12 protein-coding genes are annotated in these 16,114 nt (G+C 41.1%); 8 read left to right on the top strand and 4 right to left on the bottom strand.

All coding sequences use genetic code 11. From position 1 onward, the window contains the following. Positions 1-206: 206 nt before the first annotated feature. A complete protein-coding gene (gene mtr, locus OO184_RS11200) occupies positions 207-1,466 on the bottom strand; it encodes a tryptophan permease (RefSeq protein ID WP_265379254.1) in 1,260 nt (419 codons plus the stop codon). Positions 1,467-1,583: 117 nt separating this feature from the next. Continuing rightward, positions 1,584-2,003 carry a nucleotide triphosphate diphosphatase NUDT15 gene (locus OO184_RS11195; RefSeq protein WP_265379253.1) on the bottom strand — a complete coding sequence of 140 codons (420 nt, stop codon included), beginning with the start codon at positions 2,001-2,003 and terminating at the stop codon, positions 1,584-1,586. Between the two features lie 201 nt (positions 2,004-2,204). Here OO184_RS11195 and fruK point away from each other — a divergent pair, with 201 nt between their 5' ends. Beyond that, positions 2,205-3,143, top strand: coding sequence for a 1-phosphofructokinase (gene fruK, locus OO184_RS11190; protein ID WP_265379252.1), 939 nt, complete (start codon positions 2,205-2,207; stop codon positions 3,141-3,143). 19 nt (positions 3,144-3,162) lie between these two features. On the opposite strand, the gene nfo is transcribed toward fruK, so the two are convergent. Together nfo and OO184_RS11180 are read right to left on the bottom strand one after the other, a co-directional pair. Further along, positions 3,163-4,005, bottom strand: a complete 843-nt coding sequence (gene nfo / locus OO184_RS11185) for a deoxyribonuclease IV (RefSeq protein ID WP_265379251.1) — start codon at positions 4,003-4,005, stop codon at positions 3,163-3,165. 108 nt (positions 4,006-4,113) lie between these two features. After that, positions 4,114-5,196, bottom strand: coding sequence for a YeiH family protein (locus OO184_RS11180; RefSeq protein ID WP_265379250.1), 1,083 nt, complete (start codon positions 5,194-5,196; stop codon positions 4,114-4,116). Positions 5,197-5,385: 189 nt separating this feature from the next. Here OO184_RS11180 and yieE point away from each other — a divergent pair, with 189 nt between their 5' ends. From yieE to OO184_RS11145, 7 genes are all read left to right on the top strand, one after another. After that, on the top strand, positions 5,386-6,249 hold the full coding sequence (gene yieE, locus OO184_RS11175) for a DNA-binding transcriptional regulator YeiE (RefSeq protein ID WP_049584625.1): 864 nt from the start codon (positions 5,386-5,388) through the stop codon (positions 6,247-6,249). 154 nt (positions 6,250-6,403) lie between these two features. Then, positions 6,404-7,885: an amino acid permease gene (locus OO184_RS11170; RefSeq protein ID WP_265379249.1), complete on the top strand. Its 1,482-nt coding sequence runs from the start codon at positions 6,404-6,406 to the stop codon at positions 7,883-7,885. A 327-nt stretch (positions 7,886-8,212) separates the two neighbouring features. Then, positions 8,213-9,346 carry an ABC transporter substrate-binding protein gene (locus OO184_RS11165; RefSeq protein WP_265379248.1) on the top strand — a complete coding sequence of 378 codons (1,134 nt, stop codon included), beginning with the start codon at positions 8,213-8,215 and terminating at the stop codon, positions 9,344-9,346. A gap of 24 nt (positions 9,347-9,370) precedes the next feature. Continuing rightward, positions 9,371-10,450, top strand: a complete 1,080-nt coding sequence (locus OO184_RS11160; RefSeq protein ID WP_376712554.1) for a FecCD family ABC transporter permease — start codon at positions 9,371-9,373, stop codon at positions 10,448-10,450. Continuing rightward, positions 10,447-11,247, top strand: coding sequence for an ABC transporter ATP-binding protein (locus OO184_RS11155; protein WP_265379247.1), 801 nt, complete (start codon positions 10,447-10,449; stop codon positions 11,245-11,247). Before OO184_RS11160 ends, OO184_RS11155 begins: the two co-directional genes overlap by 4 nt. A gap of 836 nt (positions 11,248-12,083) precedes the next feature. Continuing rightward, positions 12,084-14,048 (top strand): ligand-gated channel protein, encoded by a 1,965-nt coding sequence (locus OO184_RS11150; protein ID WP_265379246.1) that lies wholly within the window; start codon positions 12,084-12,086, stop codon positions 14,046-14,048. A 593-nt stretch (positions 14,049-14,641) separates the two neighbouring features. Then, positions 14,642-16,024, top strand: coding sequence for an APC family permease (locus tag OO184_RS11145; RefSeq protein ID WP_265379245.1), 1,383 nt, complete (start codon positions 14,642-14,644; stop codon positions 16,022-16,024). Positions 16,025-16,114: the final 90 nt, after the last annotated feature.

Raw genomic sequence — 16,114 nt, 5'->3', positions numbered from 1 at the left:
CGCAGTCAAGGCATTAGGCAAGTGGGGATTAGAAAACCCCACTGTTTTTTTACATTGGGGTTGTAGTAAGAATGTTTTATACCCTTCATCTTTCAAGCTGCTGCTTTGTTGGCTGCTTTCACTCACCCCAGTCACATAGTTATCTATGCTCCTGGGGATTCGTTCACTTGCCGCCTCGCTGCAACTCGAAATCTATTAGGTATATATCAACGATACACAGGTAATAAATCAAGGGAGGACAAAATATGAGCTATAGCATTTAGCAAACCAAACAGGATGATGAACCCAATGAGGAATTTCCCCCCTGGCGCTCGGTAACTGGCTTCTGGGAAGCGTTGGCGACTTGCCCGAACCATAAGTGCTGGAATAATGACAGCCCAGATGGTTGCAGCGAACCCGGCGAAACCAATGGCGTATAAAAAACCATTAGGAACCATTAGAGCCAGCGCTGTTGGTGGAATAAATGTCACTAATGCGGATTTTAACCGGCCGATATTGTTATCTTTAAAACCGAAGAAGTCGGCTATGTAATCAAATAATCCTAAAGAGACGCCAAGAAATGAACTTGCTAATGCCATATAAGAGAAGGTATTTAGAAGTTGGTGAACGATTTCATTGTTTGTTGTATTATCCATGTGTTTTAATAAATCACCGATATTCCCGCCATCAGCAATAATCTGTTTGAATGCTTCGCGGGGAATATTTCCCTGAATGACATATTGCCACAGAATATAAATAGCTAATGCGATCAACGTACCGAATAATAGGCTGTGAATAACGGCTTTGCTATCTTTATGGTAATATTTTACTAAACTTGGAATATTACCGTGATATCCGAATGAAACGAGTAAATAGGGCAGAGCCGCTAAAGCGTAAGGCATATAACTTGTTGCTGTGTTGTTTGATATAGCATCTGCCTGATTAAACAAGATGGCATATTTAACTTCGGTAAACATACCGCCGACTGACATAAAAAAGGTAATAACCATCCCACCGATCAAAATTGTACTCAGACGATCGACGGCTTTAGTTGATAACCAGACAATAAATGCAACGATAAAGGCGAAAATAAAGCCAGCATTTGCCTGTGATATCGGAATAATATTTTTAAAATTGAGGGCAATAATTGAGCCGCCCGCTGAAATATAGGCGTAGGTCAATATATAAAGTACGAATGCAATAGAGATGCCGTTGATTGCATTCCATCCTTTACCGAGTAAATCTTTAGTTATGGTATGGAAGCTTGCGCCTGCTGGATAGTTCAGGTTGGTTTCTAGTATCATCAAGCCGGAAAAATACATACACGTCCATGTGTAAACCAGCAGAATAATTGATCCAGTAAACCAGACGCCGGAAGTCACCACGGGAGTAGAGAACATTCCTGCACCGACAGCAGTTCCGGCAATTATCATGGCGCCGCCTAGTATGGGAGGGCGCTTTAAACTCTGGGTTGTCTCAATGGACATATTTAACTCCTGCTGGTAATATTGTTTCTTTGTACTAGCTTAAAGATACATTTTTGTCTATAGAGTGTAAATAGATGTCATAAAGGATTATTTAAAATTGAACTAACATAAATTAGTTCATTCGGTAAGATAAAATTTATTTTCTTGCCACATTTTTATTGCATTCCGGCTGGCTTCAAAATGAGGTTCAGGAAGATTATCGGGATCGCACCACATAAACTGTTCACATTTTTCTGGTTCCATCAATTTTGGTTCATCGCCTGGATGTTTTGCCAGTAAACACACCGAAATAGTATGTTTTCCTTCTTGTTGATAAGTTTGAAGGTTATTACAAATACCGTAGACTTTGGGTGACTGAATCGTCAGGCCTGTTTCTTCTGCAATTTCACGGATGGCACATTGCTCAAAAGTTTCGCCGGCATCAACATGACCGCCAAAGATTGACCAGTATGGTGCATGTTTACTACTACGTTTTCCAAGTAATACTTGACCATATTCATTTACAATAACAACGCCAACACCCACAATGACAGACATTTGGTTTATTCCTTACCTCTAAGTTTCAGCAGGTTTGCATCTCATTTTGAGAAAAATTCAATGCTATTCTTATCTGTAAATCAGTTTAAGGCAACAATCAATAAAGTACGGAATTTAACTGAAACGATTCAATTTTAGTGATATAAATAGAACTGAAAATTCATAGTAATGATGATATCTACTTAGGAGACATCGGGCAAAATGAGCCGTAGAGTTGCCACTATTACCCTAAACCCTGCTTATGATTTAGTGGGATTGTGCCCGGAAATCGTCAAGGGGGAGATCAATCGAGTGCAAACTGCCGGACTACATGCTGCCGGGAAAGGCAATAATGTTGCTAAGGTTTTGTGTGACTTAGGTATTGATGTCACGGTGAGTGGTTTTTTGGGTAAGGAAAATCAGGAAGGATTTCAACAATTCTTCCATGAAAATGGTATGGTAAATCGTTTTCATTTAGTACCGGGCAGAACACGGATTAATGTCAAATTGACAGAAGAAAGCGGGGAAGTGACAGATTTTAACTTCTCGGGTTTTTATGTCGGTGAAGCTGAATGGTCGGGATTTGTTAATGATTCGCTTTCATGGCTTGGACAATTTGATATGGTCGTTGTTAGTGGTAGCTTACCTGCTGGTGTCTCTGCTGAATCGTTTACCGATTGGATGACCTGTCTACGTCAGCTTTGTCCTTGTATTATTTTCGATAGCAGCCGTGAAGCATTGGTTGCAGGGTTAAAGGCATCTCCTTGGTTAGTTAAGCCTAATCGCCATGAGCTTGAAGTATGGGCGGGGCGTCTGTTACCTGAGTTATCCGATATCATCATGGCGGCACATCAACTTAGAGATCAGGGAATTGCGCATGTTGTCATATCATTAGGTGAGCAAGGGGCATTATGGGTTAATGCGTCGGGAGCATGGTTGGCAAAACCACCACATTGTAAAGTCGTTAGCACTGTTGGGGCCGGTGATTCAATGGTTGGTGGTTTGGTTTACGGTTTGCTGATGCGGGAATCTAGTGAACACACGTTGCGACTGGCGACGGCTGTATCTGCACTTGCCGTTAGTCAGCCTAATGTGGGTATCAGCAATCGCCCAGAATTAGCTGCCATGATGGCTAACGTTGAACTGATACCCGTTAAATAATGCTTTAATTAAAGAATAATTAATTTTGTTGTAATTTCAGCCAGGCAATTTCTTGCGGCCAAATATCTGGATTTATCGTTTCAAGGATGAGTGGAATACCATCAAAACGAGCATCTTTCATAATATAACTGAAAGGTGTTTTGCCAATATTTCCTTCTCCAAGGCTATGATGTCGGTCAACACGGCTGGCGAATTCACTTTTGGCATCATTTAAATGCATTCCATATAAGTATTGAAAGCCAACAACTTTTTCAAATTGCTGAAAAGTTTGTTTACAAGCATCGTCTGTACGTAAATCGTAGCCAGCCGCAAAGGCATGACAGGTATCAATACAGACACCCACTCGGCTTTTATCTTCAACGCCATCAATAATTGCTGCCAGATGTTCAAATTTAAAACCCAGATTAGTACCTTGACCTGCCGTATTTTCGATAACAGCAGTGACTCCCTGGGTTTTATTGAGAGCAATGTTGATAGATTCTGCAATACGTGCCAGGCATTTATCCACATCTATTTTATTGAGATGGCTGCCAGGATGAAAATTTAATAAATCGATCCCTAATTGTTCGCAACGTTGCATCTCATCAATAAAAGCCAGCCGGGATTTTTCCAGAGCTTCAATTTCTGGATGACCAAGATTAATCAGATAGCTGTCGTGAGGGAGAATTTGTCGGCTGCCATATCCATAACGTTCACAATTTTCTTTAAATTTATCGATAACATCAGCGGCTAAAGGTGAAGCGTTCCACTGGCGCTGATTTTTTGTAAATAGGGCAAAAGCGGTAGCTTTTAATTCGTGTGCCCGGATAACCGCTTGATCAACTCCGCCGGCAGCGCTGACATGTGCTCCAACAAATTTCATATTTTTTCTCCTTCCTACTTTATTTCATTATGGCATTGTTCAACCACTCAATGAACCTTAAGAATGGAAAGGTTATATGTTGCTGAAATTTCTCCGTATCGATTCTGATTAACCAAATAAATGTTGAATGGTCAGATTTATCAAAAAACCACCTGTTATCAGCCATACAAACAAAGTTAGAGCTAATAAAATGGGTTTAAATCCGGCCTGACGGATGGCGCTCACATGAGTCGTTAAACCTAGCGCTCCCATTGCCATAGTGAGCATAATAGTATCAATATTAACCAGAGCATGAACTATTGCTGCGGGGAGTAAATTGAAAGAATTAAAACCCGCTATTGCAATAAAAATCACCGCAAACCAGGGTATTGTCATTGGTGTTTTCTTCTGATGGTTTCTTCCATTTTTAGTGTGGGTACGGCTAATGTAACGAGATAATAGCAACAGGAACGGCGCTAACATCATAACCCTGATCATTTTACTGATAACGGCTGCATTTTCCGTTTGATCACTAATAGCATGTCCAACAGCAACAACTTGAGCAACTTCGTGAATGGTGGAGCCAGTAAAGATACCAAAAGTTTCCTGAGTAAGTGGTAACCATTGATAATACTCATTGAGTTGATAAAACCACGGATAAATAAAAATAGCGATAGTGCCAAAGATAACAACTGTCGATACCGCAACAGCAACTTTACTGGCAGGGGCATTGACTACCGGCTCTGTTGCCATAATAGCGGCTGCACCGCAGATACTGCTACCGGCGCCAATCAATATTACCGTTTGCTGGTCTAATCTAAAGAGTGATTTGCCTAGCCAGATTGCAATAAAAAAAGTGGAAGACAATATCACCGCATCAATCAGAAGGCCGGTAACGCCAACATCGGCAATTTGTTGAAATGTCAAACGGAAACCGTAAAGAATAATCCCTGCCCGCAGGAGATAATGTTTTGAGAAATGGATACCCTCATCACAATAAGATTTGAGTAAAGGGTAGACAGTATTACCGGTAATGATCCCTGCGAGGATCGCCAGTGTTAATGTGCTCAGTCCCATATTAATAAACCACGGAATATTTCCGGCATATATTGAAATTGCAGTCAGTATTGCCGCCAGTATTAACCCCGGTATTAATTTGATACCGGGAATAGATGATTGTTTGCTGAATTTTTCAGCACGAATGTCAGACATAGATGTTTCTCACTTTGCTTATATGCTTTAAACATAAGCATATAGCAGATTCAATTATCATTAAAATTGATAATATATTTATATGTAATCTAAAAAAGTGGTAAAAAAGAGGATTTTTGTTAAGTTGTTTATTACTGTATAAAATTAAAACAAGCTAACTTTGACTGACACCATATTTTGCGGGGCAATATGCACATCACCTTGAGACAGTTGGAAGTTTTTACTGAGGTATTGAAAAGCGGTTCAACGACGCAAGCCTCTCAGCAATTGGCGCTATCTCAGTCCGCAGTGAGCGCCTCATTAACGGATCTGGAAAGCCAGCTTGGCGTACAGCTTTTTGATCGGGTAGGAAAGCGGTTGGTGACTAATGAACATGGCCGTCTACTCTATCCCAAGGCTTTGGCATTGCTAGAGCAGGCAGGGGAAATTCAGCAGTTATTCAAACAGGAGTTGGGAGCGTTACGTATCGCTGCCAGTAGCACCATTGGGAATTATATGTTGCCGGAAATGCTGGCAAATTATCGTCAAGATTTTCCTGATACGCCGCTGGAGTTAAATATCAGTAATACGCAGGATGTCATTAATTCGGTGTTGGAATTCCGTGTTGATCTTGGTTTGATCGAAGGGGCTTGTCATAGTCCTGAGTTAATAACTCAGTTATGGATGGAGGATGAGCTGGTTATTTTTTCTTCTCCTGAAAATCCGTTAGCTAAGCAGGATCTAAAATTGGATGATTTGGTTAAGGCATCATGGATATTAAGGGAGAGCGGATCGGGTACAAGAGAAGTGTTGGATCATCTGTTATTTGCGCGTTTACCTGGATTCAAAATTTTGATGGAGTTGGGAAATTCTGAAGCGATAAAGCATGCGGTCAAATTTGGTATGGGCATCAGTTGCTTATCCAGACGAGTCGTTGCAGAGCAATTGCAAAATCGCACTTTACTGGAGTTAAAAGTGCCAGAATTAAGGCTTTTCAGAACATTGTATCTGATTCATCATCGGCAAAAGCACATGTCTAACGCTTTGCAAAAATTGCTCAGTTATTGCCGGTGAAGTTTACGTTCTGTCTAGAATCCAAAATTAGCTGTGTTACTTATAATTTTCTCTGAATTATGAAGGTATCTTATAACAGAGCTTCCTCGCTATTTTGATAGTGAGGATTTGTTACAATCCGCCATCAGATTTATTCGCAGCTAACAGGAACAGAATGTCTCAACAACAACAAAGTGTCTCCGGGAAACCAGTAGCGCAACATTTGCGACGTGAATTGAAAGCTCGGCATCTGGCGATGATTGCCGTTGGCGGATCAATAGGCACCGGGTTATTCGTGGCTTCAGGTGCGACAGTTTCACAGGCAGGGCCTGGCGGAGCATTACTTTCCTATGCATTAATTGGTTTGATGGTTTATTTCCTGATGACCAGTTTGGGTGAATTGGCCGCTTATATGCCAGTTTCCGGTTCTTTCTCAACTTACGGTTCTAAATATGTTGAAGAAGGGTTTGGTTTTGCCTTGGGTTGGAACTACTGGTACAACTGGGCGGTGACTATCGCGGTGGATTTGGTTGCGGCTCAATTGGTTATGGGTTATTGGTTGCCGGATATGCCGGGTTGGATCTGGAGTGCGCTATTCCTCGCGCTGATTTTCCTATTAAATTTTATTTCAGTGAAAGGATTTGGTGAAGCTGAGTACTGGTTCGCTTTAATCAAAGTCAGCACGGTTATTGTCTTTATTGTGGTCGGATTACTGATGATAGCCGGTATCATGAAAGGGGCAGAAGGTGCTGGATGGCATAACTGGACTGTTGGTGATGCCCCTTTTGCTGGTGGTTTCTCTGCCATGATTGGCGTAGCAATGATAGTTGGGTTTTCTTTCCAGGGAACCGAGCTGATTGGCATTGCTGCGGGTGAGTCAAAAGATCCGGCGAAAAATGTTCCCAGTGCTGTACGTAAGGTATTCTGGCGTATTCTGCTGTTCTATATTTTTGCAATCCTGATCATTAGTCTGATTATTCCTTATACTGATCCAAGCCTACTACGTAATGAGGTCGGTGATATCAGTGTCAGTCCGTTTACGTTAGTGTTTGAAAACGCTGGTTTGTTATCCGCCGCGGCTATGATGAATGCGGTTATTTTGACGGCTGTGTTGTCTGCGGGTAATTCAGGTATGTATGCATCGACTCGTATGTTGTTCACATTGGCAAAAGAGGGTAAAGCACCAAGGATTTTTGGTAAATTATCCAAAGGCGGTGTACCGCGTAATGCTTTGTATGCAACAACAGTGGTTGCTGCGTTGTGTTTCCTCAGTTCAATGTACGGTAACCAGACCGTCTATTTGTGGTTGCTGAATACCTCTGGGATGACTGGTTTTATTGCATGGTTGGGGATTGCTATCAGCCATTATCGTTTCCGCCGTGGCTATATAGCTCAGGGATTAAATTTAAGTAAATTACCTTATCGTTCAGGATTTTTTCCGGTTGGCCCAATCTTTGCGTTTGTTTTGTGTCTAATCATCACATTAGGGCAGAATTATCAAGCATTTCTACAGGATAAAATTGACTGGTATGGTGTAACTGCAACTTATATTGGTATTCCATTATTCCTGTTGATTTGGTTTGGTTACAAATTAGTGAAGAAAACTCGCTTTATCAAATATAGCGAGATGAAATTTCCTGATATCGCAAATCAGTGAATGTGAATACGTTAGATCGTGATTAACAGGCCGGTAGGAATTTTTGAAAAAATTCCTACCGGCCTAGTTTTATGGTTTTTTAAATTCGATTCACGATTAATTTATTATTATCTTAATGTTTTATTTATTTGAGTAGATAAGCTGTTATTGATAAGAAATTAAAAGAAAACCCCCATTTTGTGATCAAATGGGTATTTTTTATTTTTCATAGCGTTAATCATACAATTAATCACGTAATTTACCAAAATTTGTGTAGATCATATTGATAAGTATTCTCATTTGTCCTATTGTTAATGCCATAATTATTAATATCAAAGGGCTAACAAAATGAAATTTATATCTCGATCCATAGCAAAGAGTATCGGTGTCGGCCTGTTAGCGGGTTCGGCTGTCATGGCAAGTTTCGCCTCATGGGCTGAAACGGTCACCGACATAGTTGGCCGCACTGTTGAAGTTCCTGAGAATGTAAATCGTATTTTGCTGGGCGAAGGCCGTTTGTTCCACGCTATCGCTTTACTTGAAGGTGATAAACCTCTGGCCCGTATCGCGGGTTGGCAAGGTGATTTCCGCAAATTGGACCCACAGTCTTACGCCGTCTATAAAGCTAAATTCCCTGAGATTGACAAGGTTCCTTTGATTGGTAATACCAGCGCTGAAAGTGTCAGCTCTGAAAAAGTATTAACTCTCAACCCGGATATCGCCATTTTTGGTCTGTCTGGTCATGGTCCTGGAAAAGACAGCGAATTGGTTGCCCAACTTGAAAAGGCAGGCGTTCCGGTTGTATTTGTCGATTTTCGTACTGAGCCGTTAAAGAACACGTTACCGAGCATTCGTATGCTAGGTAAGGTACTAAATCGTGAAAAACAAGCGGCAGAGTATGCCGATTTTTACGAGAAAAACGTAAAACTGGTGACTGATATCACCAATAAAATCCCGGAAGAGAAAAAACCGACAGTATTTATCGATTTGAGAGCGGGTGCTTTTGAAGACTGCTGTGCGACTGCCGGTGACGGTAATATGGGTAACTTTATCGATTTGGCCGGTGGTAAAAACATTGCTAAAGGTGTTCTGCCAGGTGTGCTTGGTAATATGAACCTCGAAAAAATTATTGCAGTTGACCCTTATATTTATATTGCTAGTGGCGCAAAAGCGCCAGACAGTAATGAACCTGGTATAAAACTGGGAGCGCAATCTACGCCTGAACTAGCAAAAGCCAGCCTGAAACAACTGACTGAACGTAAAGGTATTAGCTCGTTGACTGCGGTCAAAGAGGGCAGAGACTATGCGATTTGGCATAACTACTACAACTCTCCATATAATGTGGTAGCGACTCAAGTATTTGCTAAATGGTTCTATCCTAAGCAATTTGCAGATTTAGATCCGCAAAAGACACTGAATGAATTGCACAGTAAATTCCTGGCAGTTGATCCATCAGGGGTTTATTGGATCAGTGAAAAGTAATCAGTAAGTCAGGTAACGGGAATAATGAGCGCCACTACCGAGCCAATGGTGAAACAACAATTAGATGACCGCAGTGTAAAAGTCCATTACCGATATATTTTACGCCGCCGTATCGTGATGATGGTATTCATCGTGCTGATTATTGGTGCTTCACTGGTATTAGATTTTACGATAGGGCCGTCAGGTTTATCTTTGTCATCTCTCTGGCAGACTTTAGTGTCGCCAGAGAGTATGGATGCGGGTACACGGGTAATTGTTTGGGATATCCGTTTACCTTACGCCTTGATGGCGGTGGTGATTGGCTTGTCTCTTGGGCTGGCTGGCGCAGAAATGCAGACGATCTTAAATAACCCATTAGCCAGTCCTTCTACCTTAGGAGTTGCTCAGGCGGCTGCATTTGGTGCTGCGTTGGCGATTGTATCTGGTATTGGTATTCCAGGCGTGCCTGATCAATGGTTTATCTCTGCGAATGCTTTCATTTTCGCTTTGTTGGCTGCATTGGTGCTGGATACGATTACTCGTTGGACGCGCGTTGCTACGTCTGGGGTAGTATTATTTGGTATTGCATTGGTCTTTACCTTTGACGCATTGGTTTCCATGATGCAGTTTATTGCAACGGAAGACACCCTTCAGGGGTTGGTACTCTGGACAATGGGTAGTCTTGCCAGAGCAACCTGGATAAAACTGGGTGTTATGTTGTTGGTGTTTGTAGCTGTTTTTCCTATTTCAATGATGAATTCCTGGAGACTGACAGCGTTACGTTTGGGTGAAGATCGTGCAATCAGTTTTGGTATTGATGTTCGTCGTCTGCGCTTGGGGGCATTATTGCGTATCAGTATTCTCGCCGCTTTAGCCGTTGCATTTGTTGGGCCGATTGCTTTTGTTGGTTTAATTGCGCCACATATTGCCCGTATGATGTTTGGTGAAGATCATCGTTTCTATTTGCCAGCTAGTGCTTTAATTGGCGCATTAGTGTTGTCTATGGCGTCCATCGCCTCGAAGAACTTGATCCCAGGTGTTGTTATTCCTGTTGGGATCGTGACTGCGTTAGTTGGGGTTCCATTCTTCCTTAGCATAATTTTACGTCATAGGGGGAATATATGAACCCGGGACTAACCATTAGCAATTTTTTTGCGGGTTATCCTAAACATTCGGTTATTGAAAATCTGAATGTTGCTCCGTTGCCGCGTGGGAAAATTACGGTACTGTTGGGGCCTAATGGTAGCGGTAAATCAACACTTCTGCGTTCTCTGGCGGGTTTAAATCGTGCAAGAGGTCAGCTTTGGCTTGATGGTCAAGATTTGATGAAGATGAATTTTATCCAGCGATCGGACAATGTGGTTTATTTACCGCAAAGCTTACCTGCTGGTGTTCATTTGCATGTATTGGAATCGATTATCGTTGCTCAACGAGCATCCGGAGGGCGTCATTCTGAAACCAGTGAAGAAGAGGTAATGTTGTTGTTACGTCAGTTGGGAATTGAACATCTGGCATTATGTTATTTAGATCAGTTATCTGGCGGTCAAAAACAGTTGGTCGGATTGGCCCAATCGTTAATTCGTAAACCAACGTTATTATTGTTAGATGAACCTCTTAGTGCGTTAGATTTGAATTACCAATATCACGTAATGGCGTTGGTGGCGCAAGAAACTTATCGGCGGAATATTATTACTGTGGTCGTTGTGCATGATATTAATATCGCTTTGCGTCATGGTGACCATGTTCTAATGTTGCAAAAAGGTAATTTAATTGCTGAAGGGACTGCTGAGCAGGTTATTACGCCAGAGAGTCTGGCACAGGTTTATGGTGTTAAAGGCAGAATTGAGCGTTGTTCTCAGGGCATTCCTCAAGTATTAGTTGATGGGTTGGTTTCAAAGCTAGCGAGTGAGAATTCGTTTTAACCTATTATTTAAATGATATTTAAAAGCTGCACTTTTTGTCTGGATAATGCTGAAATCTATTATTTACTGTAAAGAGTGTTAAATAGAATGAATTAATGGGATAGATTATTATAGTCAATAAGAATATAGTTTTATACTTTATAGTAATAAGATGTCAGTAAGCTAATAAAACTACACAGGAATAAATATTTTGTTCTCGTTATTTTGGCGTGTGTTGATTATTTATTTTTATTGAATGAGCTACTTAGTGAGCTGAATTTCAATTATCAATATTACGTAATGGTATTGGTATCACGAGAAATATATTGTCTTAATATCATTATCTTAGGTGGTTGTATATGATATTAATATTGCTTTTTGACATGGTAAGAAATTAAACACGGTTATTAAGGGGGTATTTTACAGGCGTTGATTTCAAAGCTAGAGATTGAAAATTCATTTTAACTTATTGTTTAAGTTATATTTGTAATAAAGCGTAAGCGCAGAATGCGCACAAAAATCAGAACGTGCATTGTTGTACATGAGGAATAGTTTATTTGCCTTGTATTACTGTGTATTTAAAAGCTGTCCGTATTTAAAAACTACAGTTTTTGTCGGGTTAATGCTGAGATTCACTTTTTACTACGAAGGATGGTAAATGGAATAAGTTAATAAGATGGATTGTTGTGATTAATATAGAATATTGTCTTGTGTCTTATAATGATAAGATATAAGTAAACTAATAAAATAATAAAACTACACAGAGGTAAATATTTTATCCTCGTTATTTGAGCACATGTTGATTATCCATTTTTATAGATAAATAAAGCGTAATTATATCTCTTGGAGAATCGGGAATGGGTGTTTTTAATAAAAGAAAAATCGCGTTAGGCGTTATTGCTGCAATCTCATCTGGCTCAGTTTTTGCGGCTAGTAGCAGTAATGACACTATTCTTGTCACTACGGCAGCAGGCTTTCAACAGAAAATTGAAGATGCGCCAGCGTCTATTTCTGTGGTGAGCCGTGAACAATTGGAAACTAAGGCTTATCGTGATGTGACTGATGCATTGAAAGATGTGCCGGGGGTCGTTGTTACTGGTGGTGGTAGCAACAGTGATATCAGTATTCGCGGTATGGCGTCTCAATATACGATGATTCTGGTTGATGGTAAGCGTGTTGATACCCGTGGTACTCGTCCAAACCGTGATAATCCAGGGATTGAACAGGGGTGGTTGCCGCCATTGGCTGCGATAGAACGTATCGAGGTAGTTCGTGGTCCTATGTCTTCTCTTTATGGCTCTGATGCGATGGGAGGGGTGATTAATGTGATCACTCGTAAAGTTCAGAAAGAGTGGAAAACCAGTTTTCGTGCCGATACGATGTTAACTGAAAGTAAAGATTCAGGTAACAGTTATCAGAGCAGTGTTTATGCGGCAGGCCCCGTCGTTGATGGTTTGTTAGGCTTGAAAGTCAATGGCCTATATTCTCATCGCAACGAAGATAAATTTATTTATGGTTTTAATGAGCAAGAAATGCGTAACGGTTCAGCAATTCTTTCTTTGACGCCTGATGATAAGAATACTTTTGATTTTGAAGCGGGTCGTTATGAGCAGAAGCGTGATGCTACTAAAGGAAAATCGTCTCGTTATGACTCGGTAAGTGATTATGATCGTAATAATTATTCTATTACGCATAATGGTATTTATGATTTCGGCACCATGACTTCATATATTCAACATGATGATTCACGTAATCCTAGGCGTGATATGAGATATCGGGATACTGTGTTTAATAATCAAACTGTTTTACAGTTAGATGATCATACTGTGAGTGTAGGGGGGCAATACCGTTATGAGAATTTGCATGGCGGTGATAATAGACTGGTTTCTACTAATGGCGTGGATAAATTGACTCGCTGGAGTTGGGCATTTTTTGCTGAGGATGAATGGCAGATGACCAATGACTTCGCCTTGACTGGTGGTATCCGTATGGATAAAGACGAGAATTTTGGTAGCCATTGGACTCCACGCTTGTATGGCGTGTGGCATGTAGATGAACAATGGACGATTAAAGGCGGTGTATCTACTGGTTACCGTTCTCCGGATTTGCGTTATATTTCGGAGGGTTGGGGGCAGGAAACAGGTGGTTATCCAGACGGAAATGGTATTATTCTCGGTAACTCGAATTTGAAACCCGAGAAAAGCGTCAATGAAGAAATTGGTGTTATCTGGAATAATCAGGATAATTTTAATGCAGGGTTGACGGTATTTAATACTGATTTTAAAGATAAAATTACAGAAATTAGAATTTGTAATGAGCAGAGTTCAAAACCTTGCACTGTCGGAATGGATCCTCATGTATATACATTTATCAGTAAACGTATAAACGTACAGAAGGCTAATATCCGTGGTGTCGAAGCGACAATGAACTGGGATATCGTTGAAAACTGGTCATTGGCTGCAAACTACACTTACACTGATTCAGAACAGAAGAGTGGAACACACAAAGGAAAACCTTTGAACAAAATGCCTAAACATATGGCAAATGCGACTCTGAACTGGCAAGCCTTACCAGAAATGCAAACTTGGGCCCGAGTTAACTTCCGTGGTAAAACCTCAGATTATTTAGGCCGTAGTGAAAGAATGAGTGAAGGAACACCGTCTTATGCCTTTGTGGATATAGGTGCTGTTTATAATCTGACCAAAGATTTACGCGTGTTGGGCGGTGTATATAACGTATTTGATAAACGTGTGACTAGCGAGAATTATGGAGCACAACTGGATGGTCGTCGCTATAACATTGGTATCAATTACGACTTTTAATAATGCGTTTTAACTAACATTGCCATAATCCTCCTTGTTTGTTGCTGACAAGGGGGGTTTTTGTTTTTACTTATACCTGTAAAACTGAATAGCAATCCGTTTTGTGTTGTGTTAAAACTTAGCTCACGTCGAAGAAATGTCTATAACGCCGTTGAATTCCATAGCGTCATCAATGAGTGTGGTAAAAAATAATGAACTTTTAGTGCGACGAGTATTGCTATTTCAGGTCTTCGAGTGCAGAATTCGCCCACTAGAGAATAACTGATGCGTTTATATGTGTCGGTTATTTTTTTTGCTTTGACTTATTTTTTACTATACCAGAGGCCGGACTCTGAGCCGGATAGATAATTGGCCCACGAGCAACCGTAATGAGAATCGGTTGTCGTAATGAGGAACGCTAAATATGGAGCAATTATTCTCTTTTGCACTTGTACCAATCGGTACATGCTGCTGCATTGATGACTACGGAGCATTGCGCTCTGCGTATAATCCAGCCTCTAACTCTCCTGCCTGTAGGCAGAAGCGAAGTCTTCCCAGTAACTGTCGATTAAGTAGTGTCATAACGCGAATCGAAGTTATGGGAGGTTTCGCTCATGTCTCGTAATACTGCAATCCCACTAGGCACCAACCAGACTGGTGCAAACAATCGTGTTCAACTCAGAAAAACACTGACCTTAATGCAGGTGGTGATGATGGGGCTTGCTTATCTGCAACCTATGACCATCTTTGATACTTTCGGCATTGTTTCTGGTTTGACTGACGGTCACGTAGCGACATCCTACGCTATTGCTTTGGTCGCAATTCTGTTTACCGCCCTGAGCTACGGGAAATTGGTAAAACGTTTCCCATCTGCCGGATCTGCATATACTTATGCACAAAAATCCATTAGTCCGCACGTTGGCTTTATGGTGGGTTGGTCATCGCTATTGGACTATATGTTCATGCCGATGATTAATGTCTTGTTAGCGAAAATTTATCTTCAAGCCATTTTTCCTAGCGTAGATCCGTGGATCTTCGTTGTGGGTTTTGCATTACTGATGACAGCTTTTAACCTGCGTGGCATTAACGTTGTTGCTAATCTCAACACAGCAATTGTTATTGTTCAGGTCGCCATTATGGTTGTATTTGTGGGTTTACTGATCCACGGTGTGTACAACGGGGAAGGCGTAGGAACTTTATGGAGTGCGAAACCATTCGTTTCTGAAGATGCCCGTTTGCTCCCAATGATTACTGGGGCCACGATTTTGTGCTTTTCATTTCTAGGATTTGATGGCATTAGTTCGTTGTCGGAAGAGACACCGAATGCTGGTAAGGTGATTCCGAAAGCAATTTTCCTGATAGTATTAATCGGTGGTGTTATCTTCATTGCGGTTTCTTATTTCTTACAGCTCTATTTTCCGGATGTCTCTCGGTTCAAGAACCCAGATGAATCTCAGCCGGAAATTATGCTGTATGTAGCGGGTACTCTGTTCCAAGCCATTATCTTGGTGTTCTCTTGCGTCACCGTTTTGGCTTCTGGTATGGCGGCTCACGCGGGGGTTTCCCGTCTGCTCTATGTTATGGGACGAGATGGCGTATTTCCTGAAAAAATATTTGGCTATGTTCATCCAAAATGGCGGACTCCGGTAGTCAACGTATCGCTGGTAGGTATTGTAGCGTTATCTGCTATTACTTTTGATCTGGTTACGGCAACAGCTCTGATTAACTTTGGTGCGTTAATAGCGTTCACCTTTGTAAACTTGTCAGTTATTTCTCAATTCTATATCCGTGAACGTCGCAATCGTACACTAAAAGACACAATTAATTTCTTGGTACTGCCTGTGATAGGTGCTTGTACAGTGAGTGTACTGTGGATGAATTTGGAACAAAGTTCTATGGAATTGGGGCTAACTTGGGGAGCAATTGGTCTGGTTTATATGGTATTCCTGACCCGTCGCTTCCGTCAGCCGATGCCTCAATGCTCTGAAATGGTTTAATATCTAGTATTAAAGAATAATGGCGCCGAATTTGGCGCCATTATTTTTACTATGTTGCTAATTTATCGTAATAGTGAAGAAAAGGGAGCT

It is taken from the genome of Photorhabdus aballayi (assembly GCF_026153155.1).
In the GTDB taxonomy this organism is placed as follows: Bacteria; Pseudomonadota; Gammaproteobacteria; order Enterobacterales; family Enterobacteriaceae; genus Photorhabdus; species Photorhabdus luminescens.
The sequence above is the reverse complement of the archived record's forward strand: the minus strand, read 5'-3'. Positions and strand labels throughout refer to the sequence as shown.

Excerpts from the sequence above, each read along its gene's own strand:
- mtr (WP_265379254.1), bottom strand. The coding sequence starts at position 1,466 with ATGTCCATTGAGACAACCCAGAGTTTAAAGCGCCCTCCCATACTAGGC.
- OO184_RS11195 (WP_265379253.1), bottom strand. The coding sequence starts at position 2,003 with ATGTCTGTCATTGTGGGTGTTGGCGTTGTTATTGTAAATGAATATGGT.
- fruK (WP_265379252.1), top strand. The coding sequence starts at position 2,205 with ATGAGCCGTAGAGTTGCCACTATTACCCTAAACCCTGCTTATGATTTA.
- nfo (WP_265379251.1), bottom strand. The coding sequence starts at position 4,005 with ATGAAATTTGTTGGAGCACATGTCAGCGCTGCCGGCGGAGTTGATCAA.
- OO184_RS11180 (WP_265379250.1), bottom strand. The coding sequence starts at position 5,196 with ATGTCTGACATTCGTGCTGAAAAATTCAGCAAACAATCATCTATTCCC.
- yieE (WP_049584625.1), top strand. The coding sequence starts at position 5,386 with ATGCACATCACCTTGAGACAGTTGGAAGTTTTTACTGAGGTATTGAAA.
- OO184_RS11170 (WP_265379249.1), top strand. The coding sequence starts at position 6,404 with ATGTCTCAACAACAACAAAGTGTCTCCGGGAAACCAGTAGCGCAACAT.
- OO184_RS11165 (WP_265379248.1), top strand. The coding sequence starts at position 8,213 with ATGAAATTTATATCTCGATCCATAGCAAAGAGTATCGGTGTCGGCCTG.
- OO184_RS11160 (WP_376712554.1), top strand. The coding sequence starts at position 9,371 with ATGAGCGCCACTACCGAGCCAATGGTGAAACAACAATTAGATGACCGC.
- OO184_RS11155 (WP_265379247.1), top strand. The coding sequence starts at position 10,447 with ATGAACCCGGGACTAACCATTAGCAATTTTTTTGCGGGTTATCCTAAA.
- OO184_RS11150 (WP_265379246.1), top strand. The coding sequence starts at position 12,084 with ATGGGTGTTTTTAATAAAAGAAAAATCGCGTTAGGCGTTATTGCTGCA.
- OO184_RS11145 (WP_265379245.1), top strand. The coding sequence starts at position 14,642 with ATGTCTCGTAATACTGCAATCCCACTAGGCACCAACCAGACTGGTGCA.